Source organism: Sagittula sp. NFXS13, from assembly GCF_040148795.1.
Taxonomy (GTDB): Bacteria; Pseudomonadota; Alphaproteobacteria; order Rhodobacterales; family Rhodobacteraceae; genus Sagittula; species Sagittula marina.
Map to the genome: position 1 here is coordinate 388,085 of NZ_JAGEMH010000003.1, position 24,701 is coordinate 412,785.

Sequence of the window (24,701 nt, forward strand, 5' to 3'; positions counted from 1 at the left end):
TTGGGAACGGTTAGGATTGTTTAACGTTTAGGCAATATGAAACTTGAAACGGCGCTCTCGCATACCCATTTGAATGTTAAAGGTCGTTACATGATCGCCAGAAAAGGGACAGACATGAGCAACTATGCAAATCTCCCGGCGCCGTCGCCGGAAGCCGGTCTGAGCCGCTACCTTTCGGAAATCCGGAAGTTTCCGCTGCTGGAACCGGAAGAGGAATACATGCTGGCCAAGCGCTGGGTCGAGGAAGAAGACACTGAGGCCGCGCACCGGATGGTTACGTCTCACCTGCGACTCGCGGCCAAGATCGCCATGGGATACCGCGGCTACGGCCTGCCGCAGGCAGAGGTGATTTCAGAGGCGAACGTCGGCCTGATGCAGGCTGTGAAACGGTTTGATCCTGAGAAGGGCTTCCGCTTGGCGACCTACGCCATGTGGTGGATTCGTGCTTCGATTCAGGAATATATCCTGCGGTCTTGGTCGCTGGTAAAGCTGGGCACGACCTCTGCACAGAAGAAGCTGTTCTTTAATTTGCGGAAAGCGAAGTCGCGGATCGGTGCATTGGAAGACGGTGATCTGCGTCCGGAGCATGTTCAGAAGATCGCCACCGACTTGGGCGTGACGGAGACCGAGGTGATCTCCATGAACCGGCGTTTGTCCGGTGGCGACGCCTCCTTGAACGCGACTGTCGGGTCCGAAGGCGAAGGGACGATGCAGTGGCAGGATTGGTTGGAGGATGAAGATGCCGACCAAGCTGAGGATTACGCCGAGCGCAACGAACTTGAAGCGCGCCGGGAACTGTTGACCGCCGCGATGGACGTTCTGAACGATCGGGAAAAGGACATTTTGACCCAGCGTCGGTTGGCGGAAAAGCCTGTGACACTGGAAGATCTGTCCGGTCAGTACGACGTAAGCCGTGAGCGTATCCGCCAAATCGAAGTCCGGGCGTTCGAAAAACTGCAAAAGCGTATGCAAGAGCTTGCCAAAGAGCACGGTATGCTCGCTAGTGCATGAGATAGGGATCGGTTGAGCGGCCGGTTCCTGACGACCCTGCCCAAGACTTCCCTCACAGATTCAAAGGTTCGGGTTGGCCCCCGTCGGAGAAATCCGGCGGGGGTTTTTGCTTACCGACGGCCGTAGCTTGCGGTCGCAGGTCTGTGCGCTAACGTGGGCGGACAGACGTGAGGGAGAGGAACAATGGCGCACCATGTGAGATGGGGCATTCTAGGCGCGGCGAAATTCGCGCGCGAGCATATGGGACGTGCGATACATGCCAGCGAACGCGGGGCACTTGTGGCGCTGGCCACTTCTTCGATCGAGAAGGCGGCACCTTTTGCAGCGTATGTGCCGGGGCTGAAGGTGCACCTGTCGTATGACGATTTATTGGCCGACCCGGAGATCGACGCAGTCTACATTCCGCTGCCAAACCATTTGCATGTGGAATGGTCAAAGAAGGCCTTGCATGCAGGCAAGCACGTATTGGTGGAAAAGCCTCTTGCGATGGAAGCGTCACAGTTCGACGATGTCATCGCGGCACGTGACAGCTCAGGCAAGCTGGCGGCAGAGGCTTATATGGTTGTGCACCACCCGCAGTGGGCCAAGGCCAAGACGTTGTACGAAGAGGGGGCAATCGGCACAATCAAACGTGTGTCGGTGGCGTTCTCTTACGACAACCGCGCAGACACCAGCAACATACGCAACAATCCTGAAACCGGCGGCGGCGCCATCCCGGACATTGGTGTCTATGCCTATGGCACGGTGCGCTTTGTGACCGGGGAGGAGCCTTCAGACATCCTGTCCACATGTATTGAACGCGAAAACGGCGTGGATGTCTGGAGCCATTTCACGGCGCGCTTTCCGTCGTTCCATTACAGCAGTGTCGTGTCGATGCGCATGGCGCCGTTCCAGGAAGTTGTGTTTCATGGAGACGGTGGTGTGATGCGACTGACCGCGCCGTTCAACGCGGGCGTTTACGGCGAAGCGTCTGTCGAGGTGCAAGATACGTCGCTGGAGGTCACGCGCTGGCGCTTTCCTGCGGTCAATCACTATGTAAAGCAAGTGGAGGCATTCAATGCGTCTGTGCTGGATGGGGTGGCGTACCCCTGTCCGTTGGAGTTTTCCAAGGGCACGCAAAAGATGATCGACATGATCTGGGCGGCCGACAGAGCCTAAGGTTTGAAATGTACTCGCCCTCGCGTTGCAGGGCTGCCGGGGGCGAGTGTTGTTTTACAGATCCTGGATCGTGATCACGACTTTACCGGTTGATTTGCGGGTGCGCAGCATTTCGAGACCTTCATCGGCCTGATCCAATGGAAAGGTGTTGGAGACATGCGGGTGCAGCCGGCCGTCTGCGTGCCATTGCATCAAAGTCGCGAGGCTGTCCGTCAGCACCTCCGGTTTGAAGGCCAGATAGCCGCCCCAATAGACCCCGAGAACCGAGAGGTTCTTGACCAGAAGGTGGTTGGACTTGATCTGGGGCACCTCGCCTGAGGCAAAGCCAATGGGCAGAAGGCGAGCGTCCGGCTTGCACGCGCGAAAGGCGGCGTCCCATTGGTCGCCGCCGACAGGATCATAGACCACATCCGCCCCGCCCAGTGCCTTTACCTCGGCACGGATGTCTTGCGTCCTTGCGTCAATCAGGTGATCCGCACCGGCGGCCTTGGCGGCTTGCAATTTGTCCGCGCCCCGTGCGCAGGCGATGACATTTGCCCCCATGAGTTTGCCAATCTCGACGGCGGTGAGGCCGACTCCCCCGGCAGCGCCCAGAACCAACAATGTTTCCCCCGGCTGCAGGCGCGCACGATAATCCAGCGCGACGTGGCTGGTGCCATAAGCGATCTGAAAAGCTGCGGCGTCAGTGAAGGGCATGGCGTCGGGCAGTTTGACCGCGCGGATGGCGTCGAAACAGCCAAGCTCCGCCAGCCCGCCCTGGCCCCCAAAGACCGCCACGCGGTCGCCAACAGCGAAGCCCTTGACGCCGTCGCCCAGCGAATCAATAACCCCTGCAACCTCCATTCCGAGCGTGAAAGGGTGGGAAGGTGTGTCCTGATAGGTGCCTTTGATCATGAGAAGGTCAGCAAAATTCAACCCACAGGTGGCGATTCGGACGCGAATCTCTCCTTTTGCGGGTACGGGTTCCGGAATTGTGATTACACTTGGACGTGTGTCTGGGGCTGGTACTACGTACGCACGCATAGGGTGCTCCTATTCTTTCGAGTATTACTCCTGCGCGAATGCGCCGATGCTTTGAACTGAAGAATGAACGTCGTACAGCCCCACATCAACAATACTTAAGTTTTTTCAACTTTATGTTGAAAAGCAAACTTGTTTACCATCTTTAGGCGCTTGTTTGGGTTGATTTTGGATACATATTTGATGTAGCACCATAGGCCATACACGTGCAGGATGAGGCTGGTACGGGTCACGATCCAATTACCGGGCCGCTCATCGGCCAAACCCAAAGAACAGGAAAAAAAAGATGGCGCACCCCGTTGATGTTCACGTTGGCAAGCGAATTCGGCACCGTCGCTGGCTCGTGGGCATGACCCAACAGCAACTCGCTGAAAAGGTCGGTATCAAGTTCCAACAGATTCAAAAGTACGAGACAGGGGCAAACCGTGTCAGCGCATCCCGGCTTTGGGATATCGCCGACTCTTTGGAAGTTCCGGTCAGCTTCTTCTTCGAGGGCATCGAGTCCGAGAGCGGAGCGGCCCTGACATCGGAAAATGTTCCGTCTGACATCCTGGGTGACAAGGAAGCACTCGACCTCGTTCGGTCCTACTACGCCATCCCGGAAAACCAGCGCCGTCGCCTGTTTGAGTTGGCGCGCGTCCTGTCCGACGTGGCTTGAGCCAAGACATTATCTGCGATAGCCGGAGGAGGGTCTGGCTAACGCAGAGGTAATGCTGGTGGATATTTCAAAAGAGCTGGCAGAGGAGTTGACCTCCACTGCTGAGGCACTCGCCGATGCAGCGCGTGACGTTATCCTGCCATACTTCCGCCAATCCGGTGGGCTTGAGGTGCAAAACAAGCTGAGCACGGGGTTTGATCCTGTCACAGCAGCAGACAAGGCTGCGGAACAGGGCATGCGCGCCGTTCTGGCAACGCGTCGGCCCGACGATGCAATCCTTGGCGAAGAATTCGGACATAAAAGCGGCAGCACGGGGCTGACTTGGGTTTTGGACCCGATTGACGGCACCCGCGCGTTTATGTCCGGCACGGCCACGTGGGGCGTGCTGATTGCCGTCTCTGACGAGACCGGGCCGCGCTTTGGCATGATAGACCAACCCTATACGGGAGAACGGTTCCGCGGGGGTTTGGGCATGGCCAATTGGCAAGGTCCGCGCGGCGGTGGAGCGCTGTGCACGCGGACCACCGGTGCGCTGAGCGATGCGATTTTGTTCACAACCTTTCCCGAAGTAGGCACCCCTGCGGACCGTGCAGGCTTTGAGGCCGTTCGCGACGAAGTCCAGCTGGTGCGCTATGGCATGGATTGCTACGCTTACGCGCTGTTGGCGATGGGCCAGGTCGACCTTGTGATCGAGGCGGGGCTGCAAGCCTATGACATCCAGGGGCCGCTGGCCGTCATCCAAGGGGCAGGTGGCATCGTCACCAACTGGCAGGGCGGGCCCGCGCACGACGGTGGAAGGGTCCTCGCAGCGGCCAACCCGAGCATACACGCGCAGGCGCTGGAGATCCTCAAACGCTTCTGAAGGGGCACCATATGACCGATTGGCTGATCCGCAACGCGCAAACGGTACTGACGATGGATGACGCAGGGGCGGAGCTTTCGGGCGTCGATATCCGCGTGTCGGACGGGGTCATTGCAGAAATCGGCACGGGGCTGACCAGCACCGGCGAGGTGATCGATGCTGCGTCCTGTGTTGTCACGCCGGGCTTGGTCAACACCCATCATCACCTGTATCAGACCTTGACGCGCGCCGTTCCTGGTGGGCAGGACGCGCTGCTGTTTGGCTGGCTACAGACGCTCTACCCCATTTGGGCGAAGTTCGGCCCCGAGGAGATGTTCATTTCTGCACAGATTGGCCTGGCGGAGCTGGCGCAGTCTGGCTGCACGCTGACCTCCGACCATCTGTACCTGTACCCGAACGGCGCCCGCCTGGATGATACGATCGCGGCTGCGCGTGAAGTGGGTTTGCGCTTTCACCCCACACGCGGGTCCATGTCGATCGGTGAAAGCGACGGTGGATTGCCACCTGATGCGCTGGTGGAGCGGGAGAGCGCGATCCTGGAGGACTGCATCCGTGTGATTGATGCGTTTCATGATGCGACAGAGGGAGCGATGGTGCGGGTCGGTGTCGCGCCTTGCTCACCGTTCTCGGTCAGCCGCGATTTGATGCGCGAAGCCGCGCTTCTGGCGCGTGACAAGGGGGTCATGCTGCACACCCATCTGGCGGAAAATGACGAAGACGTCGCCTATAGCCAGGCCCATTTCGGGTGCCGCCCAGGCCAATATGCCGAAGACCTGGGTTGGACTGGAGACGACGTCTGGCATGCGCATTGTGTAAAACTGGACGGAGCAGAAATCGACCTTTTTGCGCGTTCGCGAACCGGGGTGGCGCATTGCCCATGTTCCAACTGTCGGCTGGGGTCTGGCATTGCGCCAGTCCGGGCCATGCGTGATGCGGGTGTGAAGGTGGGGCTTGGCGTGGACGGCTCGGCGTCAAACGACGCGGGCAATCTGATCGGCGAAGCCCGGCAGGCCTTGCTGTTGCAGCGCGTGACGCGGGGGGCCGATGCCATGAGCGCACGTGAGGCGATGCGGATTGCCACGCGTGGCGGTGCAGAGGTGCTGGGGCGGCAGGACTGCGGTCAAATTGCTGTGGGGAAACGCGCGGATATCGCGATGTGGGATGTCTCGGGGATCGAAAGCGCTGGAAGCTGGGATCCGGCGGCGCTGTTGCTGGCAGGTCCGACGCGGGTGAAGCATCTGCTGGTTGAAGGCCGTCAGATCGTGCGCGATGGGCATGTGGTGACTTTCGACGTATCTAAAGCTATCCGGCGACAAAATGCGTTGGCCGCGCGCTTGGCGTGATCCAGTGGTCTCGAGATTGCATATTTGCAAAGCCAAGGTGAGTGCCTGTGTTCAACGCAATACGTTAGAGGGGTTCGAAACGGCAGCTCCGTGCAAAGCCTGCAAGCACGACGACGCAGCCGCTTTCACACAAATCGACGGCATCAACTGGCAGAGTGATCCTATCGCCCGCACTGCTTCGTTGCGGATGTGACCAAAGCAACGCTTGTGGTAATCATGATGCAAACATGGCCCGCTTGACCGCAAAGCCCTGGCGCTTCAGCTGATACCGTGGAGAAGCCTTGGAAGCATCAGAAGGGCAGGCACGTTGGGTATGAATTGTGGCCCCACATGAAGCCACCCCCGCAGTGGGCGGTGCAATCGGCAGGACCCTGCAGATTGATGCGCGGAGTTGACCAATGCGGGGGTCTTTTACGAGTGCGATCATCGCCTTGGCGGGCCGTCGACCTCCGCCTGCGCAGTGCCCTGCCGGACAGGGAGACAGTCTGCGCCAAAGTGTTTGTCCAAGGCCCGCTGCTCAGAGATTCTGCGAGTAATGATCTGCGCGCGGCATGGTTCATGACTTCGAGCGGCAGGTCGCGAAGCTTCGAGGCCGGGCCGTGGCGCTCATCCGTAATCGCTATTGGCAGGCGCGTCACAGAGCACTTAAACTCACTCTGTTTGAAGAAAGGGGACTTAAGCTTACGCAGCGATCGGTGAGACGATGCCAGCGACCCAAGAACTGGCGGAACTATCTGCGGTGGCTTTGTGGCAAAATTAAAATTCTGGCGTGAACGCTTTAAAGAAGCCGCCGGTTAGTGCCGCACGGACGAAGGGGAACAGCGGTTCAATGCGCGTATGAGAGTTATGGAAAAGCAGAAGGCACTCGACATTAACCAAGCCGATCACGCGGAGATATAATCGCCTGCGGGGCTTGGATTTGCGACATATATTATCGCCTACGGTATTGTCGCGTCGGGCATATGTTAGGGACATTTGAGAATGAGAAACGGCATTTTTCATCAGATCGCGCCGATTGCGATAGGTATTTTGATTGCTGGCAGTTTGCCGCAGAGCAGTGACGCGCAGCCCGTGCGCCAGATGCTGAATGGGTTTCGGGCAGAGCAGGGTCTTGGGCCCTTGGCGCCCTCCGGGCAACTGGAGGAAGCCGCTAAAGCGCATGCGCTGGATATGGCGAGCCGCGGGTTCTTCGATCATCAAGGCTCCAGCGGCAGCAATGTGCTGCAGCGTGCTCGGGCGGCTGGGTACGCAGCTTGTACCATTGCCGAAAACATCGCCAAGGGACAGCAGTCAGTGCATGAAGTGCTGGGCGATTGGGTGCAATCGCCGGGGCATCGAAATAATATTCTAAATCCGGACGTGGTGGATTACGGGCTTGTCCGTGCACCTGGAGATATTTGGGTGTTGGTGCTGGGGAAGGATGGCTGCTGAGCGCTCAGCAGCCTCAGTTTGATCGCCAATTCCTAGAGGGCGGGACTGCCCGCAACCCATGTCTGCACGATGGCGCGGTCGTCGCCCATCATAATGGTCGGAAAGAGCGCCTCCCATATGTCGTCGGCGCGTGTGGCGCGTTGGGCGATGGCTGGGGTGGAGGCCAGGTCGACAGCGATGAAATCCGCCGCGGCGCCGGGCACAAGCCGCCCGATACTGTCGTCTCGCAGTGCAGCGGCGGAGCCTTCTGTGGCGAGCCAAAGCAGTTCTGACGGGTGCAGCGCGCGACCGCGGAGTTGGCCGATCTCGTAGGCCGCTGCCATGCTGCGCAGCATCGAAAAAGAAGAGCCGCCGCCAGTGTCCGTTGCAAGTCCCACCGTATGGCCCGCTTGCGTCAAACCATCCATGTCGAACAATCCGGATCCGATGAAGGTATTCGACGTTGGACAGTGAATCAGTCCTGCTCCGACCTCTTTGAGGCGGGATCTTTCCCGATCAGTGAGGTGGATGGCGTGCCCGTAAAGGCCATTCCGACCGAGCAGTCCATGCGCTTCGTAAGTGTCCAGATAGTCTCTTGCTTTCGGAAAAAGCGACAGCACCCAGTCGATTTCGTCCACCTGCTCTGACAGATGGGTTTGCATCAGGCAGTCTGGATGTTCCGCCCAAAGTTGACCCAGCGCAGACAGCTGTTCTGGCGTGGAGGTGGGCGAAAAGCGTGGTGTGATGACATAGGAAGCGCGGCCTTTTCTATGCCAACGGTCCAGCAACGCCTTGCTGTCGTCATATGCAGTTTGTGCCGTGTCTTTAAGTGCGTCGGGCGCGTTGCGGTCCATGCAGGTTTTCCCTGCAAAAACACGCATGTTGCGCTTGGCTGCCGCCTCAAACAACGCATCGACGGATGTCGGGTGAATAGTGCAAAAACTGCAGACCGTCGTGGTGCCATGTGCGAGCAAGAGGTCGAGGTAGCGTTCTGCCATTTCCTTGGCGTAGGCCGGGTCCTGGAACCGGATTTCCTCCGGAAAGGTATAGCTGTTGAGCCAATCGATCAGACGTTTGCCCCAACTCGCGATCATACCTGTCTGGGGATAATGCGCATGTGCGTCGATAAAGCCTGGCAGTAGCAAATGGGTGCCGTGATCCTGCACCGCAGCATCAGGATGTTCAGCCCGAAGGGTCTGTGCTTCTCCGACCTGTTCGACTATTCCATTATCGACCAATATTGCGCCTTCGATGACATGTTTTGCAGCATTTGCGCCCTCGAAAAACGGGTTTGCGTTGAACTGGATCAACTGTCCAAGGTGCAGCGTTGCGGTCATCTGGATCTCCTTTGGGCACAGGGTAATGCTGCGCGCGCAAAAGGACAATCGGGCCTGTTGCTCTGATGGGTGATGACGTAGTGTTCGGACCGATACAGGCGGAGGCACCCAAATGGCAGAGACCAGCGAAGCACCCGAAACCGAAGAGGTGCGTGACGAGGGCTATGATCTGAACCGCAAGGCGGTTGCCCAGATTCTGTATGCCGTCGACACGGAAGACCGGGACCAGCTTGTCGCGCTGATGGAGCCGCTGCACGCGGCAGACATCGCCGACCTTTTGGAACAGGTGAATGCCTTCGACCGGATGCGGCTGATCCGTCTGTACGGTCAGGAATTCGACGGCGACATTCTGTCGGAGCTGGATGAAACACTGCGCGAGGAGGTGATCAGCGCCCTGTCGCCGCAGGTCCTGGCAGAGGCCGTGCGCGAACTGGATTCGGACGACGTGGTCGATCTCATCGAGGATCTCGATGAAACGCAGCAAGGCGCGATCCTTGATGTTTTGACAGAAAGCGGCCGTCTCGCTGTTCAGCAATCGCTGACCTATCCCGAGTTCTCGGCCGGGCGTTTAATGCAGCGCGAAGTGGTCATGGCGCCGGAACACTGGAGCGTTGGTGAGGCCATCGACTTCATGCGCTCCACGGACTACCTGCCGGAACAATTTTACCACATGGTTCTGGTGGACCCAAAGCTGCGCCCCGTGGGGAATGTGACCTTGGGTCGGATCATGTCGTCGGCGCGGGATGTGACGCTGAAGTCCATCGCCGAAGAGTCGTTTCATGTCATACCGGTGCTGCGCGACGAGGGGGAAGTGGCCTATGCCTTCAACCAATACCACTTGATCTCGGCACCGGTGGTGGATGGCAACGAGCGGCTCGTTGGTGTCATCACGATCGATGACGCCATGACCGTTCTGGATGAAGAAAACGAAGAAGACATCCTGCGGCTTGCCGGTGTGGATGGTGAATCGCGGCTGTCGGACAGGGTGGTCGACACGGTGAAGCGCCGTATCCCGTGGCTTGGGGTGAACCTTGTGACCGCGGTTCTGGCGTCGCTGGTGATTGCGCAGTTCGAAGCAGCCATCACAGAGGTGGTGGCGTTGGCGGTGTTGATGCCTATCGTCGCGTCCATGGGCGGGAACGCAGGGACCCAGTCCCTGACTGTTGCCGTGCGCGCCCTGGCCACAAAAGACCTTACCGGGTCGAACCTATGGCGGGTTATCAGGCGGGAAGGCGTTGTGGGGCTTATCAACGGCGTGGCCTTTGCCGTGGTCATGGGAATCGTTGGAATCATCTGGTTCGGATCGCCCGCACTCGGCGGCGTCATCGCAACCGCCATGGTGATCAATATGGTCGTCGCCGGGTTGGCGGGGATCGTGATCCCTGTGGTTTTGGAAAAGGTCGGTGTTGATCCGGCGCTGGCTTCTGGCGCGTTTGTGACGACCGTGACGGATGTGGTTGGCTTCTTCGCCTTTCTTGGCTTGGCTGTGGTGATGCTGCTATGAGCCTTGAAGATCGCAAAGCTCAGGCGCGAAAGGCGGCGTTTGCTGCGCGCAAAGCGGCTTTTGACAACCGATTGCCCGGCCAGGCTGGCAGATTGAGTGAGGTTTTGGCAGGCTACCGGGGCGTGGCCACGGCTGGCTATATGGCGATACGGACGGAGATCGACCCTGTGGCCGCCATGGCCGAAGCGTCGGCATATGGTGTGGTCGGCGTTCCGGTGATCGAGGCGGCAGGTCAGCCGCTGACCTTTGGCGTGTGGGAGCCAAACTGCGAGATGACGGTCGGAGCGTTTGGAGCTCTCATCCCGGCGTCTGGTGAAAGGATGGAGCCTGAAATCCTGATCGTGCCATTGGTGGCGTTTTCCCGGGCTGGTGGGCGGCTGGGCTACGGCGGTGGTTTTTACGACCGCACACTGGAGAAATTGCGGGCCAAGCGCGCGACCATGGCCATCGGATTTGCATTTGCTGCGCAGGAAATGGCTGACCTGCCTTTGGAAGACACGGATCAGCCTCTGGACCTGATCGTCACAGAGGCTGAGGTCATAACGCCCGGCTGAAGCGCCGAACATAACGTCTGCAATGGTATGCGCTCAGAGGGCGCGCCATCCAATATCCCGGCGACAAAAGCCCTGCGGCCACTCCACGGCATCCACCATTGCGTAAGCGCGGTCGCGGGCTTCCTGCAGAGTCGCACCGCGAGCGGTGGCGTTCAGGACCCGCCCCCCTGATGCGGTGATCGCGCCATCTTTCTCAGTCGTACCGGCATGGAACATGACGCTCATGGAATCCTCTGTCAGCTTGTCGAGGCCGCTGATCACAGTGCCTTTTTCGTAATCACCGGGGTAGCCTTCGGCGGCCAGCACAACGGTCATAGCGTGGTCGTCAGCCCAGTTGACCTGGGCCTCTGACAGGCGGCTCTCGGCACAGGCCTGGATCAGGTCGAGCGCCTGTGCGCCCAGCCGGAGCATCAGCACCTGGCATTCCGGGTCGCCAAAGCGTGCGTTGTATTCCACAAGGCGCGGTTGGCCATTTTCGATCATCAGACCGACATAAAGGACGCCTTGGTAGGGCGTGCCGCGTTTGACCATCTCGGCCATGCAGGGACGCACAATTTCATCCAGCGCTTTTTGCGTCACGGCTTCGTCCATGATCGGTGCGGGAGAATAGGCCCCCATGCCGCCCGTGTTCGGACCCGTGTCGCCCTCGCCGACGCGCTTGTGGTCTTGCGCTGTGCCGATGGGGAGGCAGTCGTTGCCATCCACCAAGACGAAGAAGGACGCCTCTTCGCCGGTCATGAACTCTTCGATCACGACCTCTGCGCCCGCGCCACCGAAGACGCCGCCAAACATGTCGTCCACGGCGTCACAGGCCTTGTCGAGGGTTTCGGCGATAATCACGCCTTTGCCTGCGGCCAGACCATCTGCCTTGACCACGACCGGGGCAGTTCCTGCACGGATATGGACCTTTGCTGCATCTGCGTCGGTGAAATGGCCGTAAGCAGCGGTGGGCGCGTCGCAGGCGTCGCAGATTTCCTTGGTGAAGGATTTGGATGCTTCAAGCTTTGCCGCCTCGGCGGAGGGGCCGAAAACTGAAAGGCCTGCCTCGCGCAACCGGTCCGCGACGCCTGCCGCCAGCGGCGCCTCGGGGCCGATGATAACCAGATCGATGGCGTTCTCTGCGGCGAATTCAACCACCACGCCGCCGTCATTTATGTCGATTTTTGCACATTCGGCGATACGCGCGATGCCGGCGTTGCCCGGTGCGACAATCAATTTGTCACATTTCGGGTTCTGGAGCGCAGCCCATGCGAGGGCATGTTCGCGGCCACCGCTGCCGAGGATGAGGATGTTCATGAGCGTGCTCCTTGTCTGGCCGGGCGCCTTCCTCGGCCAGCCTCAGATCCCCGAGATATTTCGGGGCCCAAAGAAGCAGGCGGGCGCTTTCGGTTCCTTGAGCCGTGCTTTAAGGTCGGGGCGCGTGAAGGGCAAGGTTTGGCTGATGGACTTGATCGACGACGATGGCGCTGGTGGGGCCGACAACACGCCGGAATTCTCGGTATCGGAACTGTCCGGCGCGGTGAAGCGCGCCATTGAGGGCGGCTTTGGCCATGTGCGGGTACGTGGCGAAGTGGGGCGCGTGTCGCGGCCAAGGTCCGGGCACGTCTACATGGATCTCAAGGATGACCGGTCGGTGATTGCCGGTGTCATGTGGAAAGGCGTCGCGGCCAAGTTGGCGACCCAGCCCGAAGAGGGGATGGAGGTCATTGCCACGGGCCGTCTGACCACCTTTCCCGGACAGTCCAAATATCAGATCGTGATCGAGGATATTGCTCCGGCCGGGGCTGGCGCTTTGATGGCGATGCTGGAAAAGCGCAAGGCGCTGTTGGCGTCAGAGGGATTGTTTGACCAGTCTCGGAAGCGGTCCTTGCCATATTTGCCGGAAATCATCGGCGTTGTGACCTCTCCGTCCGGTGCGGTGATCCGGGACATATTGCATCGGTTGCGGGATCGGTTTCCGCGAAAGGTGCTGATCTGGCCGGTGGCCGTACAAGGGGCGAAATGTGCACCCGAAGTGGTGCGCGCCATCGAGGGCTTCAACGCGATGACACCCGGCGGCCCCTTGCCGCGCCCTGATTTGCTGATCGTGGCGCGTGGCGGTGGATCGGTTGAGGACCTTTGGGGGTTCAACGAAGAAGCGGTGGCGCGGGCAGCGGCGGCCTCGGACATTCCGTTGATATCAGCCGTCGGCCACGAAACGGATACGACTCTTATCGACTTTGTTTCGGATCGGCGCGCGCCTACGCCCACCGCAGCGGCAGAACTTGCGGTGCCAGTGCGTATGGAATTGGCGGCGGTGACGCGTGATTTCGGCGCGCGCATGACGCGGGCCATGGGACTGCGGATCGAGCATCGCGGTCAGCGGTTGCGTGACCTCGGGCGCGCCCTGCCACGTGCCGAGACCTTGATGGATGGGCCTCGTCAACGTCTGGACGTGATGGGTGATCGCCTGCCTTCCGCACTGCGGCGTGGGGTGGATCGACAGCGCCTGCATCTGTCAGAGGTGACAGGCTCGCTGCGTCCGTCGATCCTGCGTCGCGCGTTGGAGACTGAGCGCCTACGGCTGGCCGATCGCGCCGGGCGGCTTTCGCTGCGCGGCGTACAGCGCGAGATGGCACAGGGGCGTGAGCGGTTGGATCGCTTGGGCAACAGAATGTCGGAAGTGCAGGGCGCAAGAATTGCTGAAGCGCGCAGCAAGGTCGACGCGCTTGGACGTCTGAACGAAACGCTGGGCTATCGCGCGACCCTGAAGCGCGGCTACGCGGTGGTGCGGGGCGACGGCGCGTTGGTTACATCTCGGGACGCGGCGCAAACGGCGCAGCGGTTGGAGATCGAGTTTGCTGATGGCGTGCTTTCACTCGATCATAATGGCTCTGTAGCCAAGGAACCGACCCAACAGCCCACTGAAAAGCAAAAGCCGCGCAGCAAGCCCGGGAAGACACCGCCGGAGCAGGGAAGCTTGTTTTAAGCACCGTTAATATCTGGTTAACGAAACCGGGCAAACCAACACAATCCAATGCTTGGCTGCCATGCATCTGCGGGGGCTTTCCTTTTGTGCTGCGCTCGCATAGGCTTTTCTGCATTGCTGCATCTGCCAGGGAGGGGAGCCTGTGGTCGACACGAAAAAACCGTTGCTGATCAAGCGCTACGCCAGTCGTCGCCTGTATAACACCGAGACGTCCGACTACGTCACGCTAGAGGATATCGCGGGGTTCATTCGCGACGATCGCGACGTGCAGATCGTCGACCTCAAGTCCGGGGATGACCTCACCCGCCAATACCTGCTGCAGATCGTGGCCGAACATGAAAGCAAGGGCGAATCTGTCCTTCCAATCAGTGTGTTAACGGATCTTGTACGCAGCTACACGACGCAGGCAACATCGACCGTTCCGGCGTTTCTTGCACAGACGTTCGAGTTGTTTCGCGACAGCCAGTCGAAGTGGGTTGAGGGCGTGCAGACTGTAAACCCGTCCATGGCCAAAAGCATCGAAGCCATGCAAGCGCAGCAAGAGGCCTTTCTCAAGGCGATGACCGGCGGTGTGCCGATGGGCGCGTCCGGTCCGGAACCGGAAAAGACCGAGGGCGAAGATCTCAACGATATCAAGAAGCAGCTGGCTGACTTGCAGTCCAAGCTGTCGAAAATGAGCAAGTAAGCCTTCCGGCTGTGATCAATGTTGAAAAGGCGCGCAAAAGCTGCGCCTTTTTTCGTTTTATAGATCAGTCTTGGATCTTGTTGATACCATCCGCTGCGCGCCACAGGCCGCGCGCATGTTCAGGGCAAGGGGCGCGCGGGGTGCCTCTTGCCCTGTTTCACATCAATTAAGTCCCGTAAGCCAACGTCTCGGACATTGTGGAGTCTGCGGCCCGGATGAGAATTTCCGCGACCGCGTCGCATTCGGCGGGGGTCAATCGCGCGGGCAGTCGTGTATCACATGCGCACATCAACATGGCGCGTGTTTTCGGAAGGTCTACCTGTTCGGGCAAGAATTGCCAGTTCCAGAACGCACGCGCGTTGTCTGTCGTGAGGCCAAAGACCTGGACTTTGACCCCGGCTTCCGCTGCGACAGCAACAAAGGTACGGACCTGCGCTTCGCTCATTCCGTCGAGATTGAACTGCAACGAGTCTGGGGCGCGGTCTTCGGGTGGCAATTTTTCGGGCACAGAGATCCAGGGCGAAGCATCGATCTGCGCTGCCACATGATCATGGTTGCGGCGACCATCGGTCACACGGCGCGCGATATGGGGTATTTGTGGGCGGATCACTGCGGCGGAAAGGTTCGACATGCGAAGGTTGTATAGCGGCAGCTTGTTTTGCCAACGACCAAAAGCCTGCTCCAGTTCGGTGGTGTTTGCTCCGGGACGCAGGTGCTTTTGCCACATATGTTCATAAGCGCCGGACAGAATGACGGCGCGCGCCACGAGGTCCGGGTCATCGGTAATCAGAATACCGCCTTCGCCCGCGTTGAGCATTTTGTAACTTTGAAAGCTAAAGCAACCGATACGGCCCAAAGTGCCGATCTTTCGGCCATGCCATGTGGTGCCAAGGCTGTGAGCGGCGTCTTCGATCACCGGAATGCCGCGCGCGTCGCAGAGCTCAAGGATCGCGTCCATGTCGGAAGTGTGTCCGCGCATGTGGCTGACAATGACGGCTGACACGGTGTCGAGCTTGGCGGTGAAATCGTCGATCTCGATGCGGTAATTCGGGCCGCATTCGCACAGAACCGGGACCAGATCCGCGTGGATGATGGATGAAGGAACTGCCGCGAACGTGAAACCCGGGATCAACACTCGGGCGTCGCGCGGCAGGTCGAGCGCTTTGAGCGCCAGAAACAATGCGGCCGAGCATGATGACACGGCCAAAGCATAGCGCACGCCCATCTCCGCCGCGAACTCACGCTCCAGAAGGGTAACAGGGGCGTTTTCCGGAGCTGTATAACGGAAAAGATCACCGGACTGGAGTAGTCTGTCGATTTCGGCCCGGGCTTCCTCAGGAATTGGCTCGGCGTCATGCATGTTCGGGATCATGGTTTTCAAAATCCTTAAGTTCGGTTTCAAAAAATGTAAAACAATTCGCCGAAAACGCAAAGACTGAATGCTCCCCGTTCAAATAAAGAGCAAATGCGTGTCAGGGCGGAAACAAAAATCAGAGGCCGAGGCGGTCTCGCAATGCAAACCAGCTCATCGCCAGAACCAGAAGCGGGCTACGTAGCGCTGCGCCGCCCGGGAACGTCGGGGTGGGCAGGGCTGCAAAAGCATCGAATCCCGACGATTGGCCCCGCACGGCTTCGGCAAGTAGTTTTCCCGCCTGAACCGCATTGCCAACGCCATGCCCGGAATAACCTGAGGCGGAGAGAATGTTCGGTGAGAGGCGTGCCAGATGCGGCAAACGCTTCAGCGTGATGGAGAGGGTTCCGCCCCATGCGAAGGGCAGGGCGGCCTCCGCCAGATGTGGAAAGATGCGCGAAAGCGGTTTGCGTACAGTCGCGCGGATGTCCTTGGGAAAGCGGTACCCGTAGGACTCGCCGCCGCCGAACAACAGCCGCTTGTCTTCGGACAGGCGGAAGTAATTCACCACAAATAAATCATCTGCCACGGCCACATCCTGTGCCAAGACCTGATCGGCAGCCTCTCCCAATGGTTCTGTCGCGACGATGAAGTTGTTGATTGGCATGACCTTTGAGGCAACGTGCTTTTCCAGACCTCCGAGATAGCCACCGGTGGCCAAAACAAGGTGATCCGCCTGCACATGACCCGTATCCGTATATACGGTTACGGTATTTCCCTCCGCGATGTGCGTCACTACGCTATCTTCAAAAAGCCTTGCGCCCGCGCTATCTGCGGCGCGCGCCAAACCCTGTGCAAGCTTCAGGGGCTGCAGGTGCGACGCGCCCATATCCAGAATGCCGCCTCGATAGGCAGGCGACGGGCAGACTGCGTGAAAATCCTTTTCTGGCATAGCACTGATGCCGTAATCGTAAGTACGGCCCATGTGGTCTGCAAATCCGCGCATCCAATCGTAAGATGACTTGGAGGTGGCCGCCCAGGCCACACCAGGTTTCATCGCGCAGTCGATCTGATGCTTTGCGACCAAATCATGGACAAGCGCTTTGGCGTCTTCTCCCAAGTCCCACATATGTCGGGCTGCTTCTGGCCCGACCATTTTTTCCAAGGTCAGTTGATCTTGCCGCTGACCGGACCCAAGCTGCCCCCCGTTGCGACCAGATGCGCCAAAACCCACGCGGTGCGCTTCGAGCAGCACCACATCCAGTCCTGCCTCTGCCATGTGCAGCGCTGCAGACAGGCCAGTGTAACCGCCGCCCACGATGCAGACATCCGCCCTGACGCTCCCTTCGAGTTTTGGAAACGGTGAGAGGCGACCCGCCGTCGCGGCGTACCAGCTGTCTGGATACTGTCCACGTCGATCATTGGAAAACAGCAGGTTCATAGCGGCCTCTTCGGTCAAAGGTATCCCAGTTATCCCACCAAGGGCGTCAGGGGCGGCAGCGCCCTATCGGGCGAAGCCCTCGAGGTGTGACGCCATGCGGCGGCCCGGGGGGATCAAACGTTGAGCAGCAGGTGCTCCCGCTCCCACGGGGAAATGACCTGCAGGAACTCTTCATATTCGGAACGTTTCACGATCCCGTAGACGCGGCAGAACTCCGGGCCCAGAACTTCGTGCAAATCACGCGCTTCTTCGAATAACTCCAATGCTTGCCCCAGAACCTGAGGGAAGTCACCGTCGCCCTCATATGCATCGCCACGGAACTCATCCGTGGGCTCAAGCTCTGCCATCAGGCCGAGATACCCACAGGCCAGGGACGCGGCTATTCCCAGGTAAGGGTTGCAATCCATGCCGGCGACGCGGTTTTCCACACGACGGGCGGCGGGTGGGGCAAGCGGAACGCGAATGCCAGTTGTCCGATTGTCGCGTGCCCACTCAAGGTTAATTGGCGCGGCGTGATCTTTCACATAACGGCGGTAGCTGTTCACATATGGCGCAAGGACGGCAATCGCGGCAGGCATGTGTCGCTGCATTCCCCCGATGAAATGGCGAAACGCCGGGGTCTCTTCGCCATCATCATCAGAGAAGATGTTCTTCCCGGTTTTCACATCCAGAATGGAATGGTGGATGTGCATGGCCGAACCTGGCTCATCCGCGATAGGTTTTGCCATGAAGGTTGCAAAACAGTCGTGGCGCAATGCGGCTTCCCGGATCAGACGCTTGAAGTAGAAAACTTCGTCAGCGAGCTTTACCGGGTCACCGTGGCGCAAGTTGATTTCCAACTGGCCGGCGCCACCCTCTTGCGTGATTCCGTCGATCTCGAAACCTTGCGCCTCCGCAAAATCGTAGATGTCGTCGATCACCGGGCCGAATTCGTCCACGGCCGTCATGGAATAGGCCTGACGCGCGGCCGCAGGGCGCCCCGAGCGACCCATCATCGGCTTGATGTCATGCGCCGGGTCAATGTTGCGCGCGACAAGAAAGAATTCCATTTCCGGCGCAACAACGGGCTCCCAACCCTGATCGTGATAGAGCTGCACGACCTTTTTCAGCACATTGCGCGGGGAAAACGGCACAGGCTCGCCATGGCGATCAAACGCATCGTGGATGACCTGAAGCGTCCAGTCGCCGGTCCATGGCGCGGCTGTGGCCGTGCTAAGGTCCGCGCGTAGAATCATATCGCGTTCGATGAAACCGTCTGCGCCCGCAGCTTCGCCCCATTCGCCGGTGATCGTCTGGTAAAAGATCGAGTCCGGCAGATGAAAGTACTCTTGCTTCGCGAATTTGGTCGCGGGCACCGCCTTGCCGCGCGCAATGCCGGGCAGATCGGGAATGATACATTCGACCTCGTCCAGGCGCCGTTCTGAAAGGTAAAGCTTCGCGGCCTCTGGGATGTCGTTGCTGAAATCGCTCATTCGATGGTCCTTTCCCGGAAGAATCGCGCGATCATCGCAGCGATGTCTGCACTGTCCAGAGGGGTGCCAAGTGCGGCCCCGGCTTCGTCCAGCCGCTCATCGGGTACCACACCGGGGCCACGGGTTTCCAGCAATGCACGCTCGTAGGCATCGTTGAATTCCGGATGTGGCTGCACGCTGAACGCCTTGCCCGGATAATATAGCCCGGCATGGGCACAGAAGTCGTTGCTTGCAATGGTTTGCGCGCCTTCCGGCGGGGTGATAACCTGATCCTGATGGTAGGCGTGGATCACCTTGTCGCCGTCAGGAAATGTGTACCGCTTCGGCCCGACGGACCAGCCGCCGCTGTATTTCTCTACATGTCCGCCAAGGGCCTGGGCGATAATCTGATGCCCGAAACAGATGCCGACCAAGGGAATCGAGGCGTCGAATATGTCGCGGATCATGTCGCGCAGCGGCGGAAGGAAGTCATGGTCCTCATAGACGCCAAAGCGTGAGCCGGTAATGAGCCAGCCGTCGGCTTCGTGGATGGTGGCAGGGAACTCGCCGTCCAGCACAGCCCAGGTCTGAAAGTCGAAGCCAAAGGGCGCCAGCATCCGGACGAACATGTCGGGGTAATGTCCGTGCGCCTCGACGAGGTCTTCGGGTACGGGACCGGTTTGTAAAATGCCGATTTTCATGGATCACCATTTGGTTAACCGTAGATCCGGCCCCTCTACGGGGCCGGGGGGTCAGACGGTATCGAGGTAGATGTCGGTGCGTTCGCTCTCTGTCAGATCTTCCATGTCACGACATTCCTGACGCTTCATCATGACCATGTTGCGGATCATTTCACGCGGGAAAATGCGCGGCATGATCGTGGAGTTTTCGAACGTATCAATGGCGGTTTCCCAGTCGGTGGGAATGGTGGGCAGTTTTTGCGCATAAGCGTTGCCCGTGATCGGCGGAGGCGGCATCTCGCCGTCCTCGATGCCCACGAGTGCCGCGCCGAGGATCGCTGCCAGCGCCATGTAGGGGTTCACGTCGCCGCCGGAGACACGATGCTCGATGCGGCGGGCCGCCGGACTGCCGGATGGGACACGGATCGCAACCGTGCGGTTCTCATGTGCCCAGCAGATCGCACCGGGCGCGTGGGCACCGGGAACAAAGCGTTCATAGCTGTTCATGTGGGGCGCGTAGATCAGCGTGCTGTCCTTGAGCGCGGCCATGCAGCCCGCGATGGCGTGATGCAGAAGCTCGGTGCCTTCGGCGCCGCCATTGTCGAAAACGTTCTCGCCGGCCTCGTTCAACACGCTGAAGTGCGCATGCATCCCGGAGCCCGCGTAATCGGCGTAGGGTTTCGCCATGAAGGACGCCGCAAAGCCGTGCTTCCGGGCAAGGCCCTTCACCAACTGCTTGAACAGCCAGGCATCGTCGGCGGCCTTCAGTGTGTCTTCTTGGTGCAGAAGGTTGACTTCGAACTGGCCAAGGCCTGCCTCTGAAATCATTGTGTCGGCCGGAATATCCATGGCCTCGCAATAGTCGTAGAGGTCGGTAAAGAACGTATCAAAGGCGTCAAGCGCGCGGATCGACAGAACCTCGGCCATATCGCGGCGCTTGCCGGAACGAGGAGAGACGGGCACGCGCAGGTTTCGCCCCGAGTCGTCGATCAGGTAGAATTCCAACTCTACAGCCGAAACCGGTGTCAATCCGCGCGCCTTGTAGCGTTGCAGGACATAGTTCAGGGCGTGGCGAGGGTCGCCGTCATAGGGCCGTCCGTCGTCGTGGTACATCCACAGCGGAATCAGCGCAGAGGGGGCCTCCAGCCAGGGCATCGGGACAAAGCCGCGCTCGGTCGGGAAGAGGGTGGCATCCCGGTCGCCGCTGTCGAACACAAGGGGGCTGTTTTCAATGTCTTCCCCCCAGATGTCCACTGACAGGGCGGAGAAGGGGAAACGCGTTCCATCGTCAAGCATCTTGATGGCGGAGCGAATTGGCATCCGTTTGCCACGTGCGACACCGTTCAGGTCACAGGCAGCAGCGCGAATGGTGCGAATATGCGGGTTTTCGTGCAGCCAAGAGGCAGCGGGGGCAGGCATGGTGGCCTCGTTCTCGAGATTTGATCAAATTCAGAGATAACGAGAAGAGACCACCGATTGCAAGCTCAGAGCGTGATAAAGGTCACGCAAAGAATAAGAGTGACAAGATTTCAATCGGTACCAAAAAGACGGCAATGCACCCCAAGCAAAGGGTGCGGCGTTTGTGTCTGGGCAGTTCACGGTAGAATTCAGCCCGTTCGAGCATCATGTAGGTGCCCGCGATTAAACCAATTCGCACTATATAAAGACCAAAGATAAACGACGGTATCATCGTGTTTCCTCTATGAGTCTATAATGCTGGAATAGTTGACATATTCAGTAGTTTGCAGGGAGGGGCGAACTCGTACCCGGTGTACACTTCGCGACATAACCGTGTGATTGGTTAACGCCAGGGCACCCTGTGAGAAGGTGCCGAGATTTAACGCAGTAAAGTTGGCCTGAAGCGGAACCTTGGACGTGACGCAACTGGCAAGTGTCGGTTCAAACGGCGGTTCACTGCACCGAAGACACCGATGATGATCAGCGTGACCAGAATGAAATATCCAGCCAGAATAGGGTAGGGCACAAACGGGTTGAAGGTCTTGTCGGCGAAGTAGCTGGCGTAATAAAGCGCATCGCCGCGTTGTTGCCAGGCCGGAAAGCCTGAGAAGAAGACCAGTGTGGTGGAGTGAAAGAGAAAGATCGCCTCGTTCGTGTACGCGGGCCATGCCAGTCTCAGCATAGTGGGCCAGGTGATCTTGCGAAACCGGGGCCATCCGGAAATTCCGTAGGCGTCCGCTGCTTCCATATCGCCTTTGGGTACACTCAGAAGCGCGCCGTAGAAAATCTCTCCGGAGTAGGCGGCGGTGTTTAGAAACAGCACGATCAACGCGCCCAGCCATGCAGAGGGGAGCGCGTCAAACACATCCGACACCTGCTTCAGCGACAGGAACGCGAAGTAGGCAAAGAAGAACTGAATAAACAGCGGTGACCCGCGGAAGATGAAGATGAACCATTCCGCCAACTTGCGGAGCACGACGTTGGATGATGCTTTGCCCAGAGCCACGGCCGTCGCAAGGAAGAAGCCAAACAAGAGCGCCACGACGCCAAAGTACACGTTCCAGATCATACCGGAGCCGATCAACGTCACTTGCTGGCACAAAGTGAAATCGTCCCGGGGAAGCAGCCGCTCGCCATATCCCAATGAGCGAAAGGCATACTCCTGAACCGTTGCCCAACAACTCATGCGCCGTGCCCCCGTTTCTTCGGACGGTCGATGTCGGGACGTGCGGTGTGCAGCGTCGAAAGGACGTGCTGCTGATTTACGGGTTCCATCACGCAGCCTTCCTTTGGGCTTCGCCGCCGGTTGTTGCCTGGCCAAGCGTCAAACGCGCCATGACACGGCTCAACACCTTTTCGGACACCCATGTGAAGACCAGGTAGAACACCAAGAGCGCCGCGAAATACCACATGCGCCAGTCCCCGTGCGGGTAGTCGGTAAACCGCGCGGTTTTCGAGCCTCCCAATTCCTTCGCCCAATAGACAATGTCCTCGACGCCCAGAAGGAACAGCAGCGGGGTGGCCTTGATCAGCACCATCCACAGGTTCGACAGGCCGGGCAGGGCATAGACCCACATCTGCGGCACAAGGATGCGCCAGAAGCTCTGTCGGTGGTTCATCCCGTAGGCTTCGGCGGTCTCCAGCTGGCCACGCGGTACGGCGCGCATGGCGCCGAACAAAACGTTCCCGGCAAAGGCGCCGAAGACAATCGAGAAGGTCAGCACGGCAAGCAGAAAGCCGTAGGTCTCATGTACCCATTGCGCCGCGTTGCCCAATGGCAGCTTGGCCGCTTGGCACACGACAAAGTCGCTGCCCTGACGGATCGGCTGATCCCAGTCGGGGCATTTGACCTCATGACGAAGCCATTCGAAAAATTGGTCTAACGCGATCACAAAGAACAGGAAAAATGCGATGTCCGGGACCCCTCGCACGATGGCGATGTACCCTTTGCCGAGCCAGGACAGCGGTGCAAATCGCGCCCGTGCCGCCATGGCCGCGGCAAATCCGAACCCCAGCGCCACCGGTGCTGTGATCGCAAGCAGCAACAGCACGGTCCCGAAAGAGGCGTAAAAGGCCATGTGCTTGCCCGTGGTCAGATAGCACAACAGCCAGCTCAGACCTTCTAGGGTCGATGGGTCAGCACAGGTGAAGATGGTCGGTCTCCTGAAAGATGCGCCCCGGCGCGACGGTCGGGGCGCAAGCGAGCTTTAGAATGCCGGGCTGTCTTCGCCCAGATACTCTGCAATCATCTCGTTCAGCGTGCCATCGTCCTTCATGGACTGGATCGCTGCATCGAATTTCGCACGCATTTCCGGATCGCTTTTGCGGAAGGCCATGCCGATGCCGCCGCCGAGCGGGACGTCGTCACCGATGAACATGATCTCACCGCTGGATCCCTCAACGACGGGAAGCAGGTAATCCTTGTCGGAGAGGACGGCATCTGCTTCACCCGCCCGCATTGCTGCAACGGTTTCATCAGGCGTCGGGTATTCCAGCAGCGTCGCGCCATCCATGCCAGTCACATGCGCGGCCTGAATAGTACCGGTCTGCGCGGCGATCACGGAACCAGAGAGGTCCACATCGCCCATGGCAACGAAAGCCGACGGGGAAGGAGGCGTGTAGTTCTGGGTGAACGCAACCACTTCCTCGCGCTCGGGCGTGATGGACATCGCTGCGATGATGGCATCGTAGTTGCCGGAGACGAGGTTCGGAATGATCGAATCCCAATCGTTTGTGACCCACTCGCAGGTCATCTCGGCGCGTGCGCAAAGCTCATCCCCCAGAACCCGCTCAAAACCGTCGACTTCGCCTGCGTCGTTGATGAAGTTGTACGGAGGGTAGGCGCCTTCGGTGCCCAGACGGACGACTGAATGGCTTTCGGCAAAGGCCGCTCCGGCCACCATCGCCAGCGCAGCGGTTCCGATCAGTAGTTTTTTCATTTTTAGCTCCCTTAGTGGTGGGCCTGAGGCCCGGTCGGTGCGGTCTAACGCCGCCTCAATCGTGAACGGTGGACATGAGAAAGCCCTGAAGCCGCTCGGATTTCGGTGCACCAAAAAGCGTTTCTGGCGGCCCCTCTTCTTCGATCATGCCTTTGTGCAGAAAAACAACATGATCGCTGACGTCGCGGGCCATTTTCATGTCATGGGTGACGATAATCATGGTGCGGCCTTCTTCGGCCAATGCCTTGATCACCTTGACCACTTCTTGCTCCAATTCTGGATCAAGCGCACTGGTAGGTTCGTCGAAAAGCAGCGCCTCTGGCTCCATGCACAGGCCGCGTGCGATGGCGGCGCGCTGTTGCTGTCCGCCAGAGAGTTGCGCCGGGTAGGCATCGCATTTGTCGCCGATCCCGACCTTAGCGAGGTACCCGCGGGCGGCCTTCTCGACCTCTGCCCGCTCGCGTTTGAGCACGGTCAGCGGCGCCTCCATCACGTTTTGCAGGATCGTCATATGAGCCCAGAGATTGAACTGCTGGAAAACCATGGACAAGTTGGTGCGAATGCGCAGGACCTGCTTTGGATCCGAGGGCCGACGATGGTGGCCCTCGCCACGCCAGGTGACCGGTTCGCCTTTGAACAGAATCTCGCCCTGTTGGCTGTCTTCAAGCAGGTTGCAGCATCGCAGCAGCGTGGATTTTCCCGACCCCGATGACCCTATGAGGGAAATGACATGTCCACGTGGCGCGCTGATATCGACGCCTTTCAGCACCTCCAGTGGCCCATAGGCTTTGTGAAGGTTGCGGATCTGTATGACGGGCGTGTCTGTTGCAGCGTCGGTCAAGGTTGCCTCTGGCGATGGAATTTCAGGCAT

Annotated in this window: 22 protein-coding genes; 10 read left to right on the forward strand and 12 right to left on the reverse strand. The window is 59.2% G+C overall.

Annotated elements, in window-relative coordinates:
* The first annotated feature begins 114 nt into the window (after nucleotides 1-114).
* Together rpoH and J4E08_RS09720 are read left to right on the forward strand one after the other, a co-directional pair.
* Nucleotides 115-1,011, forward strand: a complete 897-nt coding sequence (gene rpoH / locus J4E08_RS09715) for an RNA polymerase sigma factor RpoH (protein WP_183963259.1) — start codon at nucleotides 115-117, stop codon at nucleotides 1,009-1,011.
* A gap of 183 nt (nucleotides 1,012-1,194) precedes the next feature.
* Entirely contained in the window at nucleotides 1,195-2,169 is a 975-nt protein-coding gene (locus tag J4E08_RS09720; RefSeq protein WP_349538294.1) for a Gfo/Idh/MocA family protein, read from the forward strand.
* A gap of 54 nt (nucleotides 2,170-2,223) precedes the next feature.
* Here J4E08_RS09720 and J4E08_RS09725 read toward each other — a convergent pair whose 3' ends face one another.
* Complete coding sequence (locus J4E08_RS09725; protein WP_349538295.1) at nucleotides 2,224-3,192, reverse strand: NADPH:quinone oxidoreductase family protein; 969 nt, start codon at nucleotides 3,190-3,192, stop codon at nucleotides 2,224-2,226.
* 283 nt (nucleotides 3,193-3,475) lie between these two features.
* Here J4E08_RS09725 and J4E08_RS09730 point away from each other — a divergent pair, with 283 nt between their 5' ends.
* The 4 genes from J4E08_RS09730 (at nucleotide 3,476) to J4E08_RS09745 (ending at nucleotide 7,483) form a co-directional block, all read left to right on the forward strand.
* Complete coding sequence (locus tag J4E08_RS09730) at nucleotides 3,476-3,847, forward strand: helix-turn-helix domain-containing protein (protein ID WP_183963253.1); 372 nt, start codon at nucleotides 3,476-3,478, stop codon at nucleotides 3,845-3,847.
* Between the two features lie 52 nt (nucleotides 3,848-3,899).
* The gene (locus J4E08_RS09735) at nucleotides 3,900-4,709 is read left to right on the forward strand and encodes an inositol monophosphatase family protein (protein WP_349538296.1); all 810 of its coding nucleotides are present in this window, start codon (nucleotides 3,900-3,902) and stop codon (nucleotides 4,707-4,709) included.
* Between the two features lie 11 nt (nucleotides 4,710-4,720).
* Nucleotides 4,721-6,052 carry an 8-oxoguanine deaminase gene (locus J4E08_RS09740; RefSeq protein ID WP_349538297.1) on the forward strand — a complete coding sequence of 444 codons (1,332 nt, stop codon included), beginning with the start codon at nucleotides 4,721-4,723 and terminating at the stop codon, nucleotides 6,050-6,052.
* A gap of 981 nt (nucleotides 6,053-7,033) precedes the next feature.
* Nucleotides 7,034-7,483, forward strand: coding sequence for a CAP domain-containing protein (locus J4E08_RS09745; RefSeq protein ID WP_349538298.1), 450 nt, complete (start codon nucleotides 7,034-7,036; stop codon nucleotides 7,481-7,483).
* A gap of 32 nt (nucleotides 7,484-7,515) precedes the next feature.
* Here J4E08_RS09745 and guaD read toward each other — a convergent pair whose 3' ends face one another.
* Nucleotides 7,516-8,799 (reverse strand): guanine deaminase, encoded by a 1,284-nt coding sequence (gene guaD, locus J4E08_RS09750; RefSeq protein ID WP_349538299.1) that lies wholly within the window; start codon nucleotides 8,797-8,799, stop codon nucleotides 7,516-7,518.
* Nucleotides 8,800-8,911: 112 nt separating this feature from the next.
* Here guaD and mgtE point away from each other — a divergent pair, with 112 nt between their 5' ends.
* Nucleotides 8,912-10,303 (forward strand): magnesium transporter, encoded by a 1,392-nt coding sequence (gene mgtE / locus J4E08_RS09755; protein ID WP_349538300.1) that lies wholly within the window; start codon nucleotides 8,912-8,914, stop codon nucleotides 10,301-10,303.
* Nucleotides 10,300-10,857: a 5-formyltetrahydrofolate cyclo-ligase gene (locus J4E08_RS09760; protein ID WP_349538301.1), complete on the forward strand. Its 558-nt coding sequence runs from the start codon at nucleotides 10,300-10,302 to the stop codon at nucleotides 10,855-10,857. The genes mgtE and J4E08_RS09760 overlap by 4 nt, the downstream gene beginning before the upstream one ends.
* Nucleotides 10,858-10,890: 33 nt before the next feature.
* Here the strand turns inward: J4E08_RS09760 and purD are convergent, their stop codons facing one another.
* Nucleotides 10,891-12,153 (reverse strand): phosphoribosylamine--glycine ligase, encoded by a 1,263-nt coding sequence (gene purD, locus J4E08_RS09765; RefSeq protein WP_349538302.1) that lies wholly within the window; start codon nucleotides 12,151-12,153, stop codon nucleotides 10,891-10,893.
* Nucleotides 12,154-12,298: 145 nt separating this feature from the next.
* On the opposite strand from purD, the gene xseA reads away from it, so the two are divergent.
* Nucleotides 12,299-13,825 carry an exodeoxyribonuclease VII large subunit gene (gene xseA, locus J4E08_RS09770; protein ID WP_349538487.1) on the forward strand — a complete coding sequence of 509 codons (1,527 nt, stop codon included), beginning with the start codon at nucleotides 12,299-12,301 and terminating at the stop codon, nucleotides 13,823-13,825.
* Between the two features lie 142 nt (nucleotides 13,826-13,967).
* Nucleotides 13,968-14,510, forward strand: coding sequence for a polyhydroxyalkanoate synthesis repressor PhaR (gene phaR, locus J4E08_RS09775; RefSeq protein WP_349538303.1), 543 nt, complete (start codon nucleotides 13,968-13,970; stop codon nucleotides 14,508-14,510).
* A gap of 166 nt (nucleotides 14,511-14,676) precedes the next feature.
* On the opposite strand, the gene J4E08_RS09780 is transcribed toward phaR, so the two are convergent.
* The 9 genes from J4E08_RS09780 to J4E08_RS09820 all read right to left on the reverse strand — a co-directional run bounded on the left by J4E08_RS09780 (nucleotide 14,677) and on the right by J4E08_RS09820 (nucleotide 24,701).
* A complete protein-coding gene (locus J4E08_RS09780; RefSeq protein ID WP_349538304.1) occupies nucleotides 14,677-15,882 on the reverse strand; it encodes a DegT/DnrJ/EryC1/StrS family aminotransferase in 1,206 nt (401 codons plus the stop codon).
* Between the two features lie 118 nt (nucleotides 15,883-16,000).
* Nucleotides 16,001-17,302, reverse strand: a complete 1,302-nt coding sequence (locus J4E08_RS09785; RefSeq protein WP_349538305.1) for an NAD(P)/FAD-dependent oxidoreductase — start codon at nucleotides 17,300-17,302, stop codon at nucleotides 16,001-16,003.
* 113 nt (nucleotides 17,303-17,415) lie between these two features.
* Nucleotides 17,416-18,774, reverse strand: coding sequence for a glutamine synthetase family protein (locus J4E08_RS09790; protein WP_183963234.1), 1,359 nt, complete (start codon nucleotides 18,772-18,774; stop codon nucleotides 17,416-17,418).
* Entirely contained in the window at nucleotides 18,771-19,454 is a 684-nt protein-coding gene (locus J4E08_RS09795) for a type 1 glutamine amidotransferase (protein ID WP_349538306.1), read from the reverse strand. The genes J4E08_RS09790 and J4E08_RS09795 overlap by 4 nt, the downstream gene beginning before the upstream one ends.
* Nucleotides 19,455-19,505: 51 nt before the next feature.
* The gene (locus J4E08_RS09800; protein WP_183963230.1) at nucleotides 19,506-20,852 is read right to left on the reverse strand and encodes a glutamine synthetase family protein; all 1,347 of its coding nucleotides are present in this window, start codon (nucleotides 20,850-20,852) and stop codon (nucleotides 19,506-19,508) included.
* A 418-nt stretch (nucleotides 20,853-21,270) separates the two neighbouring features.
* On the reverse strand, nucleotides 21,271-22,077 hold the full coding sequence (locus tag J4E08_RS09805) for an ABC transporter permease (protein WP_349538307.1): 807 nt from the start codon (nucleotides 22,075-22,077) through the stop codon (nucleotides 21,271-21,273).
* 88 nt (nucleotides 22,078-22,165) lie between these two features.
* A complete protein-coding gene (locus J4E08_RS09810; protein WP_502949257.1) occupies nucleotides 22,166-22,969 on the reverse strand; it encodes an ABC transporter permease in 804 nt (267 codons plus the stop codon).
* Nucleotides 22,970-23,098: 129 nt separating this feature from the next.
* Nucleotides 23,099-23,830: a transporter substrate-binding domain-containing protein gene (locus tag J4E08_RS09815; RefSeq protein WP_183963226.1), complete on the reverse strand. Its 732-nt coding sequence runs from the start codon at nucleotides 23,828-23,830 to the stop codon at nucleotides 23,099-23,101.
* 55 nt (nucleotides 23,831-23,885) lie between these two features.
* Complete coding sequence (locus J4E08_RS09820) at nucleotides 23,886-24,701, reverse strand: ABC transporter ATP-binding protein (RefSeq protein ID WP_349538308.1); 816 nt, start codon at nucleotides 24,699-24,701, stop codon at nucleotides 23,886-23,888.

Coding starts and splice junctions, on each gene's coding strand:
- rpoH (WP_183963259.1), top strand. CDS start 115: ATGAGCAACTATGCAAATCTCCCGGCGCCGTCGCCGGAAGCCGGTCTG.
- J4E08_RS09720 (WP_349538294.1), top strand. CDS start 1,195: ATGGCGCACCATGTGAGATGGGGCATTCTAGGCGCGGCGAAATTCGCG.
- J4E08_RS09725 (WP_349538295.1), bottom strand. CDS start 3,192: ATGCGTGCGTACGTAGTACCAGCCCCAGACACACGTCCAAGTGTAATC.
- J4E08_RS09730 (WP_183963253.1), top strand. CDS start 3,476: ATGGCGCACCCCGTTGATGTTCACGTTGGCAAGCGAATTCGGCACCGT.
- J4E08_RS09735 (WP_349538296.1), top strand. CDS start 3,900: ATGCTGGTGGATATTTCAAAAGAGCTGGCAGAGGAGTTGACCTCCACT.
- J4E08_RS09740 (WP_349538297.1), top strand. CDS start 4,721: ATGACCGATTGGCTGATCCGCAACGCGCAAACGGTACTGACGATGGAT.
- J4E08_RS09745 (WP_349538298.1), top strand. CDS start 7,034: ATGAGAAACGGCATTTTTCATCAGATCGCGCCGATTGCGATAGGTATT.
- guaD (WP_349538299.1), bottom strand. CDS start 8,799: ATGACCGCAACGCTGCACCTTGGACAGTTGATCCAGTTCAACGCAAAC.
- mgtE (WP_349538300.1), top strand. CDS start 8,912: ATGGCAGAGACCAGCGAAGCACCCGAAACCGAAGAGGTGCGTGACGAG.
- J4E08_RS09760 (WP_349538301.1), top strand. CDS start 10,300: ATGAGCCTTGAAGATCGCAAAGCTCAGGCGCGAAAGGCGGCGTTTGCT.
- purD (WP_349538302.1), bottom strand. CDS start 12,153: ATGAACATCCTCATCCTCGGCAGCGGTGGCCGCGAACATGCCCTCGCA.
- xseA (WP_349538487.1), top strand. CDS start 12,299: ATGGACTTGATCGACGACGATGGCGCTGGTGGGGCCGACAACACGCCG.
- J4E08_RS09780 (WP_349538304.1), bottom strand. CDS start 15,882: ATGATCCCGAACATGCATGACGCCGAGCCAATTCCTGAGGAAGCCCGG.
- J4E08_RS09785 (WP_349538305.1), bottom strand. CDS start 17,302: ATGAACCTGCTGTTTTCCAATGATCGACGTGGACAGTATCCAGACAGC.
- J4E08_RS09790 (WP_183963234.1), bottom strand. CDS start 18,774: ATGAGCGATTTCAGCAACGACATCCCAGAGGCCGCGAAGCTTTACCTT.
- J4E08_RS09795 (WP_349538306.1), bottom strand. CDS start 19,454: ATGAAAATCGGCATTTTACAAACCGGTCCCGTACCCGAAGACCTCGTC.
- J4E08_RS09800 (WP_183963230.1), bottom strand. CDS start 20,852: ATGCCTGCCCCCGCTGCCTCTTGGCTGCACGAAAACCCGCATATTCGC.
- J4E08_RS09805 (WP_349538307.1), bottom strand. CDS start 22,077: ATGAGTTGTTGGGCAACGGTTCAGGAGTATGCCTTTCGCTCATTGGGA.
- J4E08_RS09810 (WP_502949257.1), bottom strand. CDS start 22,969: ATGGCCTTTTACGCCTCTTTCGGGACCGTGCTGTTGCTGCTTGCGATC.
- J4E08_RS09815 (WP_183963226.1), bottom strand. CDS start 23,830: ATGAAAAAACTACTGATCGGAACCGCTGCGCTGGCGATGGTGGCCGGA.
- J4E08_RS09820 (WP_349538308.1), bottom strand. CDS start 24,701: ATGCCTGAAATTCCATCGCCAGAGGCAACCTTGACCGACGCTGCAACA.